We start from the raw sequence: 16,967 nt of genomic DNA on the forward strand, positions 1-16,967 counted from the left end.
GAGTCACCGAGGGCGCGGGCCACCCTCCCGGCAGGGAAAGAGGCGCACAACCGCTCAGACGAACCCGTCGACCCCGCCTGCCAGGGAAGACGGCGTATTGCGCGGCCACCTCGTCCCCGTATGGTGCGACGCGGCGCTCCGGAACGCATCGAGCAGTGCGCACCCCGGATACGTCCCGAACACGGGGTACTTCCAGCGGTAGTACACCGACCAGTAGCTCACCACGCGTCGCTCCGTGCGTGCGAAGAAGGCCGGGTTCCTCGCGATGAACTCTCCGTAGCGCCTGCACTGGGCCGAGCCCGGGACGGCGAGCTCCGCCAGCCCCGAAGCGATCACGTGCAGGATCTCCAGCACGTACTCCCCGGCCGGCTGCATCACGAAGGGGACCACCCACGGCTCGCTCGACGCCAGGACCCGTTCGAGGTGGCGCTGACGCACGTGGCCGTCATGGTGCCGGGAGTACAGGCAATGCAGGATCACCTGCTGCGTTCCGGTGAGGGACCGCTCCGAGCCGACGGCGGGCTCCTCGTTGTAGAGGCGTGCGGGGATGGCGACGGTCTCGCCCCGCACCTCGATCTCGAACGGCCCCACCGGCGCGTGCCTGGCCTCCGGCATGACCTTCAGCACGCTCTGTACGTCGTCGGCAAGGCAGGCAGGGAACGCTGCGACCAGGACGGCGATGTTCGACGGATCCCCGGGAAGCTCCACGGCAAGAGGATAGGCGGAGGACCGTTCGTGCACTTGAGCGCCCGCGTCTCACGCTTCAGCGGGGGCGGTCACGCTCGCGGGTGGTGATGAGCCGATGCGGACGCTTGGAGGGGATGCCGCTGGTTCTTGCTCAGCATGGTCGCCCCCATCAGGGTCAGCGTGTGGACCACGGTGTTGCCGTGGCGGTGGCTGGTGATGAGTCCGGCATCACGCAGCGCGGTGGTGTGATGGGTGGCGGTGGCCGGTGTGACTCCGGCCCGTCGGGCGGCTTCGGTGGTGGTCACTCCGGCGGCCGTGGCCTGCAGGACGGCGGCGCGGGCCCGGCCCAGCAGCACCTGCAACGGCGGCGAACCGGTGCTCTCGGCCGCCGTCTTGGACGGCGCGGTGGGTATCTCGTGGCGCAGGGAGTAGATGAGGACGGGGGGTAACCCCGGATCCGCGAGAGAGATCGGTCCCTTCCAGCAGAAGTACGACGGAATCAGCAGCAGCCCGCGGCCCTTCAAGTGGATGTCGTGTTCCGTCGGATACGTGGTGATCTCAAGGCGTGGGTGCCTCCACCGGACTGTCGGTCCGAGCCCTTCGAGCAGGCCCTCGGTGCCCCCGTCGAGCAGGTGACGGGCCAGTCGGATCCGCTCGGTGTGCAGGCTTTCGTGCACCCACTCCTCGTGGGGTGCGATGACGGTCCGGTGGTAGGCGCGCAGGATGTCCACCAGCTCGCCACGCGTTTCCCGCTCCGTCAGCCGGCCGAGCCAGGCCGGCACCCGGGTGACCCGGGCGAGGGCGGCGAGTTGCGTCGCGACCTGGTCCGACGGCGTGCGGAGGATCGCCTCGAGCCCTGCCTCCAAACCTGCCGTGCCTTCCAGTGGGGTGAGGAAGTCGGGGAAGTAGGACGCGCGCGGGAAGAGGGGCAGCAGCACCCGCCGCACCACGTCCTCGAGGCCCGCTTCCCGAAGTCGCTCACGAGCGGGCCCGTACCAGTGCGCGTACGCCCAACGGCCCGCAGGGGTTTGGAAGCGGTGCAGGCTGGAGGCGATCTCCCACATCGGGTGCGGGGCGGCGGTGACCCGGGTCCTGGCCAGATCCTCAGCAGAGAAGTGGAAGCGAAGCACGGCCAACACCCTTTCCACCTGCGATATTTCAGCACGTTCGAATGAGCATGACAGGTAGAGGCGTAGGCCGGAGCATGAACTCGCCCCGTCCCACCGGCCTCGCGACACCTCATGCGGTTCTCGTGCCTGACACCCCCCGCCCCAGCGCCGCACCCGCGCACGTCCCCCAAGGAATCACGATGACCTCCCCCCTGCGTCCCATGAACCGCCGCGCGATCCTGCGCGGAACCTTCGCCGCCACCGTGGGCGCCCTCGCGGGCCCCCTGCTGCTGTCGGGCACCGCACACGCCTACAACTGGTCACGCACCCTGAACCAGGGCGCCAGCGGATCGGATGTGACGGAACTGCAGATCCGGATCTCCGGCTGGGCCGCGGACTCGGCCAGCCAGTCCCGGGTGAGCATCGACGGCGACTTCGGCCCGGGCACGGCCGCCGCGGTCCGCAGGTTCCAGGCGGCTTACGGACTGGCCGTCGACGGCAGCGCCGGACCCGCCACCCAGGCACAGCTCAATGCCCTTGAGCAGTCGGACGGTTCGACGGCCCACTTCAACTGGAGCGAGTTCACCGACCGGTCGAGCGGCACCTTCGACGGCGGCAAAGTGAGCGCTGCCACCGTCAGGGAAAACGCCCGCCGCTGCATGTACAAGCTGGAGGCCCTGCGCAAGAAGCTCGGCAACACACCCATCACCGTCAACTCGGGGTTCCGCAGCATCGCGCACAACGCCGAGATCGGCGGGGCCAGCGACAGCATGCACCTCTACGGCACCGCCGCCGACCTCACCGTCCCCGGTGTCAGCAACCGCACGGTGTATCAGAAGGCGGAGACCTGCGGGTTCTCCGGGCTGGAGCGGTACACCGTCGATCACCAGCATGTCGACAGCCGCGCGGACCTCGGGCGGGCCTGGTGGTGGGAGAGCGGCACCATCTGAAGCCCGACAGCCCGACAGCCCGACAGCCCGACAGCCCGGCTCGGCCCGACCTGACCCAAGTCGAGCCGGGCTCGGCCGGGTTGGGCCGAGCCGGGGACTCCGGTGAGGTCCCGGCGGCCCGGTGTCCGAAGCGGCCCGCCACCCGCCCCCGCCCCCTCGCCACCCGGGTTCTGCCCTCGCGCGCCCGAAGCCACAGTCCCCACCTGGAGGCACACCCATGAACCGCAGTCCGTCGCGCGTACCCCTGCGGCGCGCAGCCCTGTCCGTCCTCGGCACCCTGACCGTGCTGGTCGCCGCCGTGCAGCCCGCCGGCGCCGCGCCCCGCGCCGGGGGCCTCACGGCTCCGGGCCCCGTCAGCCGCGCCTTCACCCGGGCGGCGGCCGAGTTCGACGTGCCGCGCGATGTCCTGGTCGCCCTCGGATACGGGGAAACCCACCTCGACGACCACGCGGGCCTGCCGAGCCAGGCCGGTGGCTACGGCGTGATGCACCTGGTGAGCAACCCCGATCAGCACACCCTCGAACTTGCCTCCCGGCTCACCGGTGAGGCACCCCGCGCACTGCGCCAGCACACCGCGGCGAACATCCGCGGCGGAGCGGCCGTCCTGCGCGCCTACGCCGACGACGCCGGCCTCGGCCGAGCCGAGCGGCATGACACCGATGCCTGGTATCCGCTGATCGCCCGGTACGGCGGCGCGACCACCCCCTCCGCCGCGCGCCTCTACGCCGACACCGTCTACACCTTCCTGGCCGACGGCGTGACAACCCGCACGCCGGACGGGGAGGAGCTGACCGTCACCGCCCGCCCTGTCGCCCCCGAACGCGGCCGCTACGAGGCCGCCGCGGCGCCGACGGCACAGAGCCCGGACTACCCGCCGGCCCTCTGGGTCGCAGCCAACTCCGCCAACTACACCGTGGGCCGCACGGCCACGATCAGCAAAGTCGTCATCCATGTCACCCAAGGCTCCTACGCCGGGACGATCAGCTGGTTCCAGAATCCTTCGTCCGAGGTCAGCGCCCATTACGTGGTGCGTTCCTCCGACGGTCAGATCACCCAGATGGTGCGCGACAAGGACACGGCCTGGCACGCCCGGTCGGGCAACGCATCGGGCATCGGCATCGAACACGAGGGATACATCGACAACCCGAGCTGGTTCACCGACGCGATGTACCGCTCCTCCGCGGCACTGACGGCCTACCTGTGCAACCGCTACAGCATCCCCAAGGACCGCGCCCACATCGTCGGACACTCGGAGGTGCCCGGCAACGATCACACCGATCCAGGACCGAACTGGAACTGGACCTACTACATGCAACTGGTCGGCGGCAGCACGGGAGGCGGAGGCGACGTCCAGTTGACCTTCCCGTCCTACGACACCCTTCGCTCCGGCTCCTCCGGAGCTCAGGTGTCGGCCGCGCAGTCACTTCTCAACCAGCAGGGATTCGACGCGGGCACCGTGGACGGCAGCTTCGGTTCGAAGACCACGGCGGCCGTCACGGCGTTCCAGCAGGCCCGCAGGCTCAGCGCCGATGGGGTCGTCGGCGCGCACACCTGGACCGCGCTCCTCTCCGCCGGCAGCGTGCCGGTGCTCCGCCAGGGCAGCACGGGCTCCGACGTCCGGCGTCTTCAGAGGGCTCTCACGGCCGCTCTGGGGCGGACCGTCTCCGCGGACGGTGACTTCGGATCAGGCACCGACCAGGCGGTCCGGGACTACCAGAGCAGTCGCGGGCTGAGCGTCGACGGCTCGGTCGGCCCCGCGACCTGGAGTGCCCTGCAGGCCGGTCGCTGACCGGGATCACCGCGTGACCAGCCGCGGCCGCGGTGACGAGGCCGCGGCTGGTGAGCGTCGACGTGCACCAGCCGCCGTACCCGTTCCGAGGTGGTCAAGGTCCAAGAGCGGTCGGGTCGACGAGGAGCCCGGCCCGGTCCCCGGCCGCCGAGCGGCGACGCCCGCCGACCAGGGCACTGGGCGGACCCTGCTCCGCGAGGTTCAGTGGGCGAGCGACGAGCCGAAGTGGGCCTCTGTTCCAGGTGTGTTGAGGGTGGCGGGGGTGAAGCTTGCGATGTTCTTGGTGACAGGGCCGTCCTTCGAGCCGCGCAGGACCCAGGCGGCGCCGGAGTCGGTCTGCGGAGCGTCCTCCCAGGGCGCTGCGACGATGAGGTCGGCGCGGTTGTTGTCGTTGATGTCGGCCAGCAGGACCTCGTCACCGAAGCTGTCGTCCTTCTCCGAGACCCCGGGGACACCCTTGGTGGACTGCGAGAACGCGAGTGCTCCGTTGCCTGTCGGGCCCATCGGCCCGCCCTTCAGGAGGATGACGCTCCCCGCGGCGTCGGTGCTGCCGATGGCCTCTCCCGGCACGCCCACCGCGAGGTCCGGGTAGCCGTCTCCGGTGACGTCGCCTGCCGCCAGCGCCCGGCCGAACTGGTCTCCGGCCTCGTTGACGCCGGGAACTCCAGGCGTGTTCTGGGTGATCGTCGTCGTCCGGGTGGAGAGGCCGGAGGGTGAGCCGTAGCGGATCTCGACGGTGCCGGGGCGCGTGACGATGTCCTCATGACTCGTGCCGAACTTGAAGGTGGCGAAGTCGCCGTAGCCGTCGCGGTCGAAGTCGGCGATCACTCCCTCCGAGGACGGAGTGGTCGTTCCCGGGACACGGGTGACGGAACCGTCCTTGCCGCCCTTCCAGAGGCGTGTTCCGAGGCCCTGGTCCTCGAACCCGTGGGTGGTGACGATGTCGTCGGCCCCGTCGCCGGTCACGTCGCCCACGATGAAGTCGTAGCGGGCCTCGTCCTCGTCGCCGAAGGGGACGACGGTGCGGCCCGCGGACTTGCCCGCTCGGGTGATCGGGCCGAACTCCACACCCACCAGGCCCGTGCCGACGACCAGGTCGGCATGCCCGTCGCCGTTGACGTCGCCGGCGGCCAGGGGGCCGCTGTGCGGGGCGAGCGCGAGAGCGACGGAGTCCTTGAGACCGGCCGGGGAGCCCCACAGGACGATCGTCGGCCCGTTCTCGGACCCGAGGACGAGATCGGTGTAGCCGTCGCCGTCGAAGTCGCGGGCGGCACTCGTGCGGCCGAAGGAGTCGTAGTCCACCACGGCACCGGGTACACCCGGGGACGCCCTGCTGATGAGCTGGGGGCGCGCGGTGTCGACACCGCCGGCGGACCCGTACAGGACGGTGACGTACCCGGCGTCGTCCCGGCCGCTCACGGTGGCCGCAGGCGCGGCGACAGCGAGATCGGCGTAGCCGTCGCCGTTGAAGTCGGTGACCGGCGTAGGTACTGCCGGGGCGGCTCCGGCCGGTCCGGCGACGGACACCGGGCCGATCACGAGTGCGGCGACGGCGACGGCGAGGGGAAGGGAACGGCGCACGGACGGGCCTCCGGGGACAACGGGGGAAAGCGGCTGGCAACTACATGACGCTTGGAGATGCCCTCGGGTTGTACACGATTCTCAGGCGGCTGCGCGTTCGCCGAGTGGACGGCGGCGCAGGCTCGCGGATTCCAGGGCGGGAGGCCGGTAGTCCTGGTCGAGCGCGCCGACATCGGTGCCCGGCGGGACGATCTCGTCGATCCGGTCCAGGACGTCGTCGCCGAGGACGACGTCGATGCCGGCGAGGAGGTCATCGAGGTGGTCCGTCGTGCGCGGCCCGATGATGGCGCTGGTGACGCCGGGGTGGGCGATGGCGAACGCCGTCGCGAGGTGGGTCATCGGCATGCCCGCTTCCTCGGCGAGGGGGATGAGCTGTTCGACGATGTCGATGCGGCGCTCGTCGTTGAGGTGCTTGAAGAAGCCTGCACGGCTCAGGTCGTTGCGCTGGTTCTTGCGGACGCGGCCGGTGAGGAGACCTTGAGCGAGCGGCCCCCACACCAGGGTGCCCATGCCGTACCGCTGGGCGACGGGCAGGACCTCGCGCTCGATGCCGCGGTTGAGGATGGAGTACGGCGGCTGCTCGGTGCGGAAGCGCTCCAGGTTCCGGCGCTCCGCGACCCACTGTGCCTCGACGATGCCGGAGGCGGGAGTCGTGGAGGAGCCGATGGCGCGGACCTTTCCGCTGCGGATCAGGTCCGTGAGCGCGGAGAGGGTTTCCTCGACGTCGGTTGTGGGGTCGACGCGGTGGATCTGGTAGAGGTCGATGTAGTCGGTCCGCAGACGACGCAGCGAGTTCTCGACCGCGGTCATGATCCAGCGCCGGGAGGCGCCCTGCTGGTTGGGGTCCTCGCCCATCGGGCGGCTCACCTTGGTGGTCAGGACGAGGTTGTCGCGGCGCCCTTCGATGGCTTTGCCGACCACTTCCTCGGAGTCGCCGTAGGCGTCGGCGGTGTCGATGAAGTTGATGCCGGCGTCCAGCGCCTTGTGGATGACGCGGATCGAATCCCCGTGGTCGGCGTTGCCGACGGCCGAGGCGAACATCAGCGTGCCGAGTGCGTACGGGCTGATCTGCATGCCGGTGCGGCCCAGAGTGCGGTACTGCATGCGGTCCCTCCTGAGGTGTGGGAGAGCACCCGAACCTGCGGGATGCCCTACCCTGCAGTTAAACGGAAAGCCTTTCCAGAACTATACGGAAAGCGTTTCCGGTTATGCAACCGGAGGGAACATGACCGAGAAGGCAGGGTCGCCCGAGACGCCCCGTCGCCTGCGCGCGGACGCACAGCGCAATGTGGACGCCCTGATGAAGGCCGCAAGGACCGTCTTCGACGCTTCCGGCGTCGACGCGCCCGCCAAGGAGATCGCCGACCTGGCCGGCGTGGGCGTCGGGACGCTCTACCGGCACTTCCCGCTGCGGTCGGACCTGGTCAAGGCCGTGGTGGAGAGCGGGATCGACGCCTGCGCCGCGGCAGGACCGCAGCTCAGTGCCGTCCACGAGCCGGGAGATGCGCTCGCAGAGTGGCTGCGCCGGTACACCGAGTTCCTGGGGACCAAGCGAGGGCTGGCTCCGGCGCTCCATTCGGGCGATCCGGCCTACGAAGGCCTGTCCGGCTACTTCCTGGAGAAGGTCGGCCCCGCTCTCACGGCGCTGCTCGACACCGCGGCAGCCGAAGGAGCGGTTCGTGACGACGTCAGCGCGCACGACCTGCTCTACGCCATCGCCAACCTGTGCATGCCCGTCCCCGGCGAAGGCCCCGAGTACAACCGACGCATGGTCGCCGTGCTCATCGACGGGCTGCGCACCCCGCGCCAGGGCGTCTCGTCCGGCCCGTCGAGCTGACCGGACGAGGGCGCCTGCGACGGGGAGGTGGGGAGGTAGCCGGAGGCGGTTGTGGGGCACCGGTGGCGCCGACGGTAGAGGCGCCGTCCGCTCCCCGATGCGGCGCCCGACACAGCTCTACGATCTCGGAGCATGACGACTCTCGACTGCTACACATGCAGCCAGGAAGCAGAGTTCGACGACCTCCCACCCCGCGAGTGCGTGGTCCATGACCAACACTGGCGGGTGGCCCACGCCTTGAACACCGCGGTTCACGGCTGGTTGGTGCTGCTGCCCCGGCGCCATGTCGCGGCAGTCCATGACCTCACCGACGCTGAGGCATCTGCCCTGGGGGTGTGGCAGGTCAAGCTCTCCCGGGCTCTCCGGAGTGTGACGGGTTGCCACAAGACCTACGTCGTCCAATTCGCCGAAGCCGAGGGCTTCGCGCACGTGCACTTCCACATCGTGCCGCGCATGGCAGATCTGCGGCCGGAGCATCGTGGGCCGGGCATCTTCGAGCTGCTCCGGCGACCGGAGGAGGAGCGGGTGACGGCTGACCGGGCAGACCGAATCGCCCGCACACTCCGCGCCCAGCTCGATGGGCACCCGAACGCCGGCTGACATCATCCTCGCCCGGAGACAGGGGAATCCCGCCTGCCCACCGATGAGTTTCGCGTCGCCGCGTCGTCTGTATGAAGGGAACATCCCTTCCGGAACGGCGGGGCCCGGGGACGAGATGGCAAGGAGCGTGCACACCGTGAATCAGGAGAGCGTGAGCGCCGCCTTGACGATCGCCGTGCCCGTCACGCGCGTGTTCGCGGTGCTGGCGGACCCGACGACCCATTCCGCGATCGATGGCACCGGCTGGGTCCAGGAATCCGTCGACCGGGCGCCGCTGACGGAGGTGGGGCAGATCTTCCGGATGGACATGTACCACGCCAAGCATCCGGACGGTGACTACCGGGTGGTCAACAAGGTCCAGGTGCTCGACCCGCCGCGCGCCATCGGCTGGATGACGGGGCAGGAGAAGGGCGATGGCCGGCTGGAGTTCGGCGGCTGGATCTGGCGATACGACCTTGCGCCGCTCGGTCCGTCCGAGACCGAGGTCACGCTCACCTACGACTGGTCGGCGGTGCCGCGGTTCATCCGCGAGCGCGGCATCCGGTTCCCGCCGTTCGGCCCTGAGCATCTCCCCGACTCGCTGCACCATCTGGCCGAGCTCGCCGCACGGACGTCGGGGGCCGGGACGACCGGCGGCTGAGGCCTGTCCGGCGGATCTTGCCGGACAGGCCCCTGGCCCCGACGACGGCTCAGCGCTTGAGCGTGAAGGTGAAGTCGCCGGAGAGCTTGCCGCTCAGCCGGACGGCCGAGACGAGATTCCCCTCCGCGATCAGCCTCTCGACCTCGGCCCGCGAAAGAGCGCAGCCTTCGGCGATCAGCCGCACCGGCCGCACGGGGATCGGCGCCGCGAAGCGGACCGACACGTCGATCACCTCACGGTCCCGGCGATCCGATCCGCCGGTGTCCAGGCGCCAGGCGTTGCCCCAGTCGAGGGCGATGCGATTACGGCGCCGTACGACCGGATCCTGAAGCAGCTCGGCTGTCAGACCACGGTCGTTGTCATGGAGCCGGTCCAGCAGCTCAGGCCGTACGGAGCGCACATTCATCCGCTCCAGGACCGTGAGCTTCACCGTGTCCCCGCAGCCGGTACAGAGCGCGAGGAGCCAGGCGTCGATGAGCTTGTGGTTCGCGTTGACGCGAAACTTTCCGCTTGCCCGGAAGCGCTCCGACGCGCATGCGTGGCAGCGGCGGAGGACGAGCGGCAGGCAGGTGGGTATGACCACCCAGTTTTCGAGCACAGAAGTACACCGGTTTCAGTGAGAAGTCCGCAGCAAAAAGGAGCGCGGCGCACATGCGCGACGCGCGACGATTCAGCGCTCGGGAGGTCTCACAGGGTGTACAACGGCACGTCCTTGACGGGAGACGACTGGGTCCGGCAGCACGGTAGTGGCGCACAGCGGCTCTGCTCCACTGCTTTTCGGGCCCCTCGCGGCCAGGTCCTGCTCTGCGGATCATGGACGAAGCCGGTGCTGTCGGGGCGAACCTGGCTCCGTGGCGCGACACGTGGGCGCGGTGGTGCTGATGTGTGACGGGCGAGGCCGGCCGTCAGGCGCGGTCCGGTGTCGGCTCCGGCTCGGAGAGAGGCGTTGCCGCGCGGCGGGGGAGCAGCAGCGGGGTCGCCAGCAGGAGCACGCCGGCCAGGCCGATGGCCGTACGCGGGCCGAGCAGGCCGCCCAGCACGCCCCAGACGGCCGTCAGGAGTGCGGTCGAGGCCTTCGTCGTCACCGACCAGGCGGACAGGGTGCGGGCGACCCGGTCGGTCTCGGTGCGCTGGAGGCGGTAGGTGGCGCAGACGGGGTTGAAGACTCCGCAACAGAAGATGAGCCCGAGCTCTACGCCCATCACCAGGAGCAGGCCGCCGGTGCCCGGCCCGAGGAAGGCCAGGCCGACGGGCCAGAGCGCGCGCAGTGCGCCGGCCACGACCAGGACCTGGTGCTGCCCGAACCGGGTGACGAGCGGCCTGGCCAGCCGTGAGCCGAGCAGCCCGCCGATCGAGGGCGCGGCGAAGGCGAGGCCGTACTGCCACGGGGCGAACCCGAGTCGGCCGAGCATGAGGACGGCCAGCAGTGGCTGGGTGGCCATCACCAGGCCGTTGAACAAGGCGGTGTTGAAGAACAGCGGACGTAGCGTCGCGTCGGCGAGGATGTACCGCCAGCCATCGAGCAGGTCACCGGCGCGCATGCGCGTGGCCTTGCGGCGCTCGGGCAGCGGCTCGTGCCCGCCTGTCGCGCGAATGCCCAGGGCCGAGAGCAGGTAGCTGACCGCGTCGGCCACCACCGTCGCCACCGGACCGAGGAGCCCGATCGCGGCGCCGCCCAGCGGCGGTCCGATGATCGTGGTCGTCCAGGCCGTGGACTCGAACCGGGCATGGGCGACGAGCAGGTCTTCGGCCGCCAGCAGCGTCTTCAGGTAGGCGCCGGAGGCGGTGCGGAAGGTGATGTCCGCCGCCGCGACGACGACCGAGACCACCAGGAGCTGAAGGAAGGTGAGCACGCCGAGTGCGAACGCGGCGGGGATCGTCAGCAACGCGGCGCAGCGCACCAGGTCCATGGCGATCAGGACCGGTCGCTTGCGGCGGAACTCCACCCACGGGCCGAGCGGCACCGCCGCGGCAGCGCCCACCGCGGCCCCGACGGAGGAGAGCGCGGCGACCTCGGCGGGTCCGGCGTGCAGTACCTGGATGGCGATCAGCGGGAACGCGCCGAACGCGAGCCAGGTGCCGAGCGCGCTGGTCCCGTACGCTCCCCAGAGCCACCCGAACTGCCGCCCCAGCCGACCTCCGAGCAGCTGCCCCAGCCGGTCCCCGCTCCTCATGTCGACGCCCCTCGCCACTCACCCGCACAACCGATCCGCGATCGGAAGCATCAAAGCGAGCACCGTACCCGGGGGTCAAACAACCGCCAGGCCGCCGGGCCACAACCGTTGGTTGTGCCCCGTAGGGTGTGGACATGGACCTCGACACCGTCCGGACCTTCGTCGCCGCCGCCGACGCGGGGCAGTTCCAGGAGGCCGCCGCCGAGCTGGCGGTCACCCAGCAGGCCGTCTCCAAGCGCATCGCCGCGCTGGAGCGCACCCTCGGTGTGCGGCTGTTCACCCGTACCGCGCGCGGTGCCGAGCTCACCATCGACGGGCAGGCGTTCCTGCCCCACGCGCGCGAGCTGCTGCGCGTCGCCGAGCGCGCGGTCACGTCCGTGCGCACCGGCCGTCGTCCGCTGCGCGTCGACGTGATCGCCTCGCGCGGCGCTGCGTCGGGTCTCATGCGCGGGTTCCACCGCGCGCACCCCGAGATCGAGCTCGACGTGGTGTGGCTGTTCGACATCGAGACGGCCGTCGCCGCCATCCGGTCCGGTGAGATCGACGCGTCCTTCCGCGCTGTCGCCGTACCCGGCCGGCCCCTTCCCGAGGACGTCGAGTCCGTCCGGGTGCTCGACGAGCCGCTGCAGCTCCTCACCGGCCCCGCCCACGTGCTGGCGGGCGCCCGGTCGGTGCCCCTCGGCCGGCTGGCCGGGCACCGGATCTGGATGCCCGGCATCGTCCCCGGTACCGAATGGGCCGTCTACTACGACGACCTCGTCGCCGAGTTCGGCCTCACCATCGAGGCGACCGGCCCCAACTTCGGCTCCGACGCGCTCCTCGACACCGTCGCCGACACCCCGGCCCTGGCCACCTTCATGGGCGGGCAGACCCGCCTCGTCTGGCCCGCCGGCCACGACCTGCGCCGCATCCCGGTCACCGACCCGACGCCCGTCTACCCGCACTCGCTCCTCTGGCGCCGCGACAACCCCCACCCGGCGCTGGCCACCCTCCGCTCCCACCTCGCCGCCACAGCGGCCGGTCCCGACGCCGCCGGGACGTGGGTGCCGGACTGGGTCATTCCGCGCTGAACACCGTTCCGCCGTCGGCCTTCGGACGAAGCGCACCCCAGGATCGTGGGCCTGGCCGGTGCAGCGCCCGCTCGACGGACCGCGCGTACGTCGGTCCGGGACGTTGACGGCACTGCCGTAGGGCGGAGTGGAAGGGGAGCCCAGGCACCGAAGGAGTGTTGCGGGACGGTGGGTGCCTGACTACCGGTCTCGGACGGACTCCACTCCGCAGGTGCCAGCGCCACCGCTCCACCAACTGAGCCGATCTTCTCATGGTTTGCCGCCGGCCGGCCCGGTCGGATAGGAAGCTCGCATGCTAAAGGGCAGCAAGGTCGGGCTGAGGGCCCGGCACGACGACGACGTCCCGGTCCTGCGGGCCGAACTCTACGACGACGTGGTCAACGGTTCGCGGGCCGAGGGCCGGCCGTGGCGGCCGATCACGCCAGGTTCGAAGGACCCGCGGCTCGTAGTGGACGACAAGGAGCAGGGGCACGTCCCGTTCTCCGTGGTGGAGCTGGACGGCGGCACGCTGGTCGGTACCGCGACGCTGTGGGGCATCGACAACCACAACCGCTCCGCGCACATCGGGCTGGGGCTGCTGCCGTCCTCGCGCGGCAAGGGCTACGGCACCGACGTGGTCGCGGTGCCGTGCCACTACGGTTTCGTCGTGCGCGGCCTTCAGCGGCTGCAGATTGAGACACTGGCGGACAACGCCGCGATGCTGCGTTCCGCCGAGCGCAACGGGTTCGTCCGCGAGGGCGTGCTGCGCTCCTCGGCCTGGGTGCTGGGCGAGTTCCTGGACCAGGTGCTGCTCGGGCTCCTCGTTCAGGACTGGAAGCCGGACTCGAAGGGCTAGACGCGTAGTTCTGATTCGTTGTTCACGCTCGTCTTGAACATGGTCGGCAGTCACCGGTTCCCGCCACCCGGAGCCAGGGACGCCGCGATCAGGTGACGGACTGCTCGGGGAACCACAACGGGTTGCCTGGTGGCGATGGTTGTGCATCCAATATCCGGCATGGCCACCCGGGTGCGCCCGCCACGGCGGGAGGAGATGAACACGTACCACCGGGCCTTGCCCCTCTGTCCTCCGGGCAGACCGCGACCGCATCGTCACACGGGAGACGCCACATGAACGCGCCACCATCGCCACGTGGAGCGGAGCGAACAGACGGATCATCCGTCCGGATCGGAGCCCTCGTTCCGCTGACCCGGCCCGGGTGGGTCGAGGCGGGCGAACACCTGCTCGCTGGAATCGAGTTGGCCGTTCGCGACGTCAATGACGGCGGCGGGATCGTCGGAAGACCACTCGAGCTGGTGGTCCGCGAAACCGCGGCTGATCCTCAGAAGGCCGCGGCGGCCGTGGACGAATTGGCCCGCCTGGGCGTCGCCGCCCTGGCGGGGGAGTATCACAGCGTCGTCGCTCGCGCCGCCGCCGCCAGGGCCGACGCCCTCGGCCTGCCCTTCCTCTGTTCGTCAGCGGTTCTCGACGCACTCACCGAGCAACCGACGGACTGGGTCGCGCGCCTCGCCCCGGCGCAGTCCCACGGCTGGCAGATCTACGCGGACTTCCTCCTCGGCGCGGGCCACAGTCGAATCGTCGTAGCGACCCAGCCGAGTGTCTACTGGGCATCGGGGACCCGCATCCTGCGGGATTACCTCGCTCCACGCGGCGGCACCGTCATCGAACTCGATGTGAGCACACTGACCCCCGCGGCCGTATGCGACGAACTCGTCGACACGGGCGCGACGGCCCTCCTGCTTCTGGTCGGCCACCCGGATCCGGCGGTGTCGATCGTGACGTCCGTGCGCCGAGACGAGCGCCTCGCCGAGATGCTGATCGGTGCTCCCGCCGGGCAACCGGAGTTCGCCGAATGGGCGACGCTGCTGGGTGACGACGGCGCAGCGATCCCGTTCCTGCGCTACCTGCCCGAGCGCCTCAGCCCGCTCGGCACACGAGTCGAGACGGTCCTCCGCGAGCGACTGGCCGAAGCGCCCTCCTTCGTCGCCTTCGAGGGCTACGACACGATCACGGTCCTCGCAGAAATGCTGCGTTCTCACGGCACGGACCGGGCGCGCACTGCCGAATCCTGGGGGCGTGTCGCAGTCGAAGGCACCCGAGGGTCGATCGAGTTCTCCCGCACGCCGGGCATCAGCGTTTGGCAATGGGCCTGGACGCCGGTCCAGGTCGTGGACCGAGATCCGGCGGAACCGGATCGCTTTCGGATCCTTCACGTCGGCTGAGGCAGCGCCGACGTCCGATCGGTCCCCGGCACCCGGGGGCCTCCGCCTTGCACGGAGTGCGGGATGAAGCCGCGCAGCGTCCCGTGCCGCATTCCGGCGAGGCGGCAGGGTTTCCCCACACGGGCGCCGACGCCGGTCGGACGATTGCGCCTGGCTCGGGAGGCTCGGGTCGGGTCCGTCCTGGCGGGCGAGTTCGGCGTCCCTGCCGACCGTCCGATCACGCAGGGGCTCACCGGTCGCCGGAAGCTCCCTGCGGACGGGGCTGCTGATCGGCTGTCACTCGCTGCTGGCGCGTAGGGCGAGGTCGCGAAGCACCTGGGCGGAGGTGACCTCGGGATCATCGCGATCGTGTTCCGCCGCGAGTTGGTGGAATGCCGCGGCGAACGCGCCGAAGGCTGCGAAGATCGGGCCGCTCATTGCCTTGGCGATGGCGTTGGCGACCTCCTGCGGGGTGGCATCGTCGTCGATGTCCACGCTTCTCGGGAAGATGTCCTTCACCAACTCGTTGAGGAGGACATCGCTTTCGCTGTCCGGTTCCGGGGCGTCTTCCCCCACGTACTCACGTGTCTTGGTGAGGATCGCGACGACGCGCGCCATCACTTCTTCGTCGGTCATGCCCAGAGCCTAGATCTTGGAAGCGCGGCGCCCTTGGCACGTCAGAGTGATCGCGCCGCGGACGTACCCACCGGCGCACGGAGACCGGGGCGCGCCTTCGCCGACCTCGACGGTGCCCGACGGGCATGAACACGCGCGTCAGCCCGTCCCGCTGCATTCTCTCGGCTCCGGTTCCGGCTCCGGCTCCGTGGTCGGTCATGGATGCGGCAGAGTCATGTCCCGTGCTGGCGTCAACAGGTGCGGCCGACATGAGTCGAAGAGGCCAGAGGATCGTTTCCACGCTGGTGACGGCGCGCTCCGGGGGATATCCCCACTCCGATCCTGGGGTGCACAGGATCGCGCCCCCACTGGGGGCGAAACTAGCGTTCAGCCATGATGTCGACTCCGCGAAAGCACCTCGTCATGGCACTCGGGGTCGCTGTGCTGCTCACCGCCGAGGTGGCCATCGCCGTTGCCCAGCCCACCGGTCCCTCCCGTACGGCCCAGTTACGCCAGGACACCGCAGCGATTCACGCCCTCGGTATCAGTGGTGTGCAGGCCCGTGCGATCGCGCCCGACGGTCGGCAGTCGGTCGCCACCAGTGGCACCGCCGACCTCAAGACCGGCCGCCCGGTCCCGTCCGACGGCTATTTCCGCATGGCCAGCACGTCCAAGACGCTGGTCGCCACCGTGGTCCTCCAACTGGAGTCCGAGGGCAGGCTTTCCCTGGACGACACGGTCGAGCACTGGCTGCCGGGAGTGGTGCGCGGCAACGGCAACGACGGCAGCGGGATCACCATCCGTCAACTGCTCCAGCACACCAGCGGCATCCACGACGACCTGCCCGGATACACCACGCCGACGGAGTACTTCCAGCAGCGCCACCAGGTCTACGGCCCCGAGCAACTCGTCGCCCGGGCCATGAGCCACGCGCCGGACTTCCCGCCCGGTGAGGGCTGGCAATACTCCAACACCGGGTACGTTCTGCTCGGCACCGTCATCCACAAGGTCACGGGTCGACCCGCTCACCGGGAGATCGAAGATCGCATCCTGCGCCCGCTCGGCCTCGGTCGGACCCGCTGGACCGGCACCTCACCCACCCTGCCCCGGCCGCACGCCCAGGCCTACCAACTCTTCGGCCCCGGTTCCCTGGTGGACGTCACCGACCAGATACCGGTGGACCACGAGAACCTCGCGTTCGTCACGACCACACGAGACGAGAACGGCTTCTTCCGCGCGCTGCTCACGGGCCGCCTGCTCCCGGCGCGGCAGCTGGCCGAGATGAAGCGGACCGTCCCCGTGAACGCGGAGGTCCAACAGCTCTGGCCCGGGGGCCGATACGGGCTCGGCCTGGTCGAACGACCCCTGAGCTGTGGAGGAACCTACTGGAGCCACGAGGGCGGGGACGGCGGCTACATCACACTCAACGGCGTCACCGACGACGGCACCCGAAGCGCCGTGGTGTCCATGTCCGAGGCCCGCGGCGACACCCTTGAGCACATCCTGGGCCAGGAAGGCGCGGGCAGCACCCTGATCGACCACGCATTGTGTGCCGAAGGCTCCAACACCCCCTGAACGTAACGACGAACCGGCTGGACTGGCGCAGAGAGGGGCCATGGGTAATCCTTTGATCGCGGAGCAGATGGTGCGGTGAGGTCTGGCTGACAGCGCAGGCCACTACTGGCGAGCGACACTGCTGACCGCTCACGATCACCA

General features: G+C 70.1%; 16 protein-coding genes. 9 read left to right on the plus strand and 7 right to left on the minus strand.

The features are described from left to right. Positions 1-54: 54 nt before the first annotated feature. Both OG788_RS43470 and OG788_RS43475 read right to left on the minus strand, forming a co-directional pair. Positions 55-708: a hypothetical protein gene (locus tag OG788_RS43470; RefSeq protein WP_406376396.1), complete on the minus strand. Its 654-nt coding sequence runs from the start codon at positions 706-708 to the stop codon at positions 55-57. Between the two features lie 68 nt (positions 709-776). After that, the gene (locus OG788_RS43475) at positions 777-1,817 is read right to left on the minus strand and encodes a helix-turn-helix domain-containing protein (RefSeq protein ID WP_406376999.1); all 1,041 of its coding nucleotides are present in this window, start codon (positions 1,815-1,817) and stop codon (positions 777-779) included. A gap of 179 nt (positions 1,818-1,996) precedes the next feature. Between OG788_RS43475 and OG788_RS43480 the strand changes: the two genes are divergently transcribed. Beyond that, positions 1,997-2,746, plus strand: a complete 750-nt coding sequence (locus tag OG788_RS43480; protein ID WP_406376397.1) for a D-Ala-D-Ala carboxypeptidase family metallohydrolase — start codon at positions 1,997-1,999, stop codon at positions 2,744-2,746. Positions 2,747-2,963: 217 nt separating this feature from the next. Beyond that, entirely contained in the window at positions 2,964-4,535 is a 1,572-nt protein-coding gene (locus OG788_RS43485) for an N-acetylmuramoyl-L-alanine amidase (RefSeq protein WP_406376398.1), read from the plus strand. A 201-nt stretch (positions 4,536-4,736) separates the two neighbouring features. Here the strand turns inward: OG788_RS43485 and OG788_RS43490 are convergent, their stop codons facing one another. Both OG788_RS43490 and OG788_RS43495 read right to left on the minus strand, forming a co-directional pair. Beyond that, positions 4,737-6,116 carry an FG-GAP and VCBS repeat-containing protein gene (locus tag OG788_RS43490; protein WP_406376399.1) on the minus strand — a complete coding sequence of 460 codons (1,380 nt, stop codon included), beginning with the start codon at positions 6,114-6,116 and terminating at the stop codon, positions 4,737-4,739. An 81-nt stretch (positions 6,117-6,197) separates the two neighbouring features. Beyond that, on the minus strand, positions 6,198-7,220 hold the full coding sequence (locus tag OG788_RS43495) for an aldo/keto reductase (RefSeq protein ID WP_406376400.1): 1,023 nt from the start codon (positions 7,218-7,220) through the stop codon (positions 6,198-6,200). A 121-nt stretch (positions 7,221-7,341) separates the two neighbouring features. Here OG788_RS43495 and OG788_RS43500 point away from each other — a divergent pair, with 121 nt between their 5' ends. The 3 genes from OG788_RS43500 to OG788_RS43510 all read left to right on the plus strand — a co-directional run bounded on the left by OG788_RS43500 (position 7,342) and on the right by OG788_RS43510 (position 9,193). Beyond that, on the plus strand, positions 7,342-7,953 hold the full coding sequence (locus tag OG788_RS43500) for a TetR/AcrR family transcriptional regulator (RefSeq protein ID WP_406376401.1): 612 nt from the start codon (positions 7,342-7,344) through the stop codon (positions 7,951-7,953). 132 nt (positions 7,954-8,085) lie between these two features. Continuing rightward, positions 8,086-8,553: an HIT family protein gene (locus OG788_RS43505; protein WP_406376402.1), complete on the plus strand. Its 468-nt coding sequence runs from the start codon at positions 8,086-8,088 to the stop codon at positions 8,551-8,553. Between the two features lie 136 nt (positions 8,554-8,689). After that, positions 8,690-9,193: a polyketide cyclase gene (locus OG788_RS43510; RefSeq protein ID WP_406376403.1), complete on the plus strand. Its 504-nt coding sequence runs from the start codon at positions 8,690-8,692 to the stop codon at positions 9,191-9,193. 49 nt (positions 9,194-9,242) lie between these two features. Here the strand turns inward: OG788_RS43510 and OG788_RS43515 are convergent, their stop codons facing one another. Both OG788_RS43515 and OG788_RS43520 read right to left on the minus strand, forming a co-directional pair. Then, entirely contained in the window at positions 9,243-9,791 is a 549-nt protein-coding gene (locus OG788_RS43515; protein WP_406376404.1) for a DUF1062 domain-containing protein, read from the minus strand. Positions 9,792-10,098: 307 nt separating this feature from the next. Then, a complete protein-coding gene (locus tag OG788_RS43520) occupies positions 10,099-11,367 on the minus strand; it encodes an MFS transporter (RefSeq protein WP_406376405.1) in 1,269 nt (422 codons plus the stop codon). Between the two features lie 134 nt (positions 11,368-11,501). Between OG788_RS43520 and OG788_RS43525 the strand changes: the two genes are divergently transcribed. From OG788_RS43525 to OG788_RS43535, 3 genes are all read left to right on the plus strand, one after another. Beyond that, positions 11,502-12,437 (plus strand): LysR family transcriptional regulator, encoded by a 936-nt coding sequence (locus OG788_RS43525; RefSeq protein WP_406376406.1) that lies wholly within the window; start codon positions 11,502-11,504, stop codon positions 12,435-12,437. Between the two features lie 292 nt (positions 12,438-12,729). Next, positions 12,730-13,272, plus strand: coding sequence for a GNAT family N-acetyltransferase (locus OG788_RS43530; RefSeq protein ID WP_406376407.1), 543 nt, complete (start codon positions 12,730-12,732; stop codon positions 13,270-13,272). A 272-nt stretch (positions 13,273-13,544) separates the two neighbouring features. Further along, positions 13,545-14,657, plus strand: a complete 1,113-nt coding sequence (locus OG788_RS43535) for an ABC transporter substrate-binding protein (RefSeq protein ID WP_406376408.1) — start codon at positions 13,545-13,547, stop codon at positions 14,655-14,657. Between the two features lie 276 nt (positions 14,658-14,933). On the opposite strand, the gene OG788_RS43540 is transcribed toward OG788_RS43535, so the two are convergent. After that, complete coding sequence (locus tag OG788_RS43540) at positions 14,934-15,272, minus strand: hypothetical protein (protein WP_351542428.1); 339 nt, start codon at positions 15,270-15,272, stop codon at positions 14,934-14,936. 372 nt (positions 15,273-15,644) lie between these two features. Here OG788_RS43540 and OG788_RS43545 point away from each other — a divergent pair, with 372 nt between their 5' ends. Continuing rightward, positions 15,645-16,826 (plus strand): serine hydrolase domain-containing protein, encoded by a 1,182-nt coding sequence (locus OG788_RS43545; protein ID WP_406376409.1) that lies wholly within the window; start codon positions 15,645-15,647, stop codon positions 16,824-16,826. Positions 16,827-16,967: the final 141 nt, after the last annotated feature.

This window comes from Streptomyces sp. NBC_00647 (assembly GCF_045207245.1).
Taxonomy (GTDB): Bacteria; Actinomycetota; Actinomycetes; order Streptomycetales; family Streptomycetaceae; genus Streptomyces.

Bases quoted from the DNA above. Each gene is read 5' to 3' on its own strand.
- OG788_RS43500 (WP_406376401.1), top strand. From the start codon at position 7,342: ATGACCGAGAAGGCAGGGTCGCCCGAGACGCCCCGTCGCCTGCGCGCG.
- OG788_RS43525 (WP_406376406.1), top strand. From the start codon at position 11,502: ATGGACCTCGACACCGTCCGGACCTTCGTCGCCGCCGCCGACGCGGGG.
- OG788_RS43520 (WP_406376405.1), bottom strand. From the start codon at position 11,367: ATGAGGAGCGGGGACCGGCTGGGGCAGCTGCTCGGAGGTCGGCTGGGG.
- OG788_RS43540 (WP_351542428.1), bottom strand. From the start codon at position 15,272: ATGACCGACGAAGAAGTGATGGCGCGCGTCGTCGCGATCCTCACCAAG.
- OG788_RS43480 (WP_406376397.1), top strand. From the start codon at position 1,997: ATGACCTCCCCCCTGCGTCCCATGAACCGCCGCGCGATCCTGCGCGGA.
- OG788_RS43495 (WP_406376400.1), bottom strand. From the start codon at position 7,220: ATGCAGTACCGCACTCTGGGCCGCACCGGCATGCAGATCAGCCCGTAC.
- OG788_RS43530 (WP_406376407.1), top strand. From the start codon at position 12,730: ATGCTAAAGGGCAGCAAGGTCGGGCTGAGGGCCCGGCACGACGACGAC.
- OG788_RS43535 (WP_406376408.1), top strand. From the start codon at position 13,545: ATGAACGCGCCACCATCGCCACGTGGAGCGGAGCGAACAGACGGATCA.
- OG788_RS43545 (WP_406376409.1), top strand. From the start codon at position 15,645: ATGATGTCGACTCCGCGAAAGCACCTCGTCATGGCACTCGGGGTCGCT.
- OG788_RS43505 (WP_406376402.1), top strand. From the start codon at position 8,086: ATGACGACTCTCGACTGCTACACATGCAGCCAGGAAGCAGAGTTCGAC.
- OG788_RS43485 (WP_406376398.1), top strand. From the start codon at position 2,964: ATGAACCGCAGTCCGTCGCGCGTACCCCTGCGGCGCGCAGCCCTGTCC.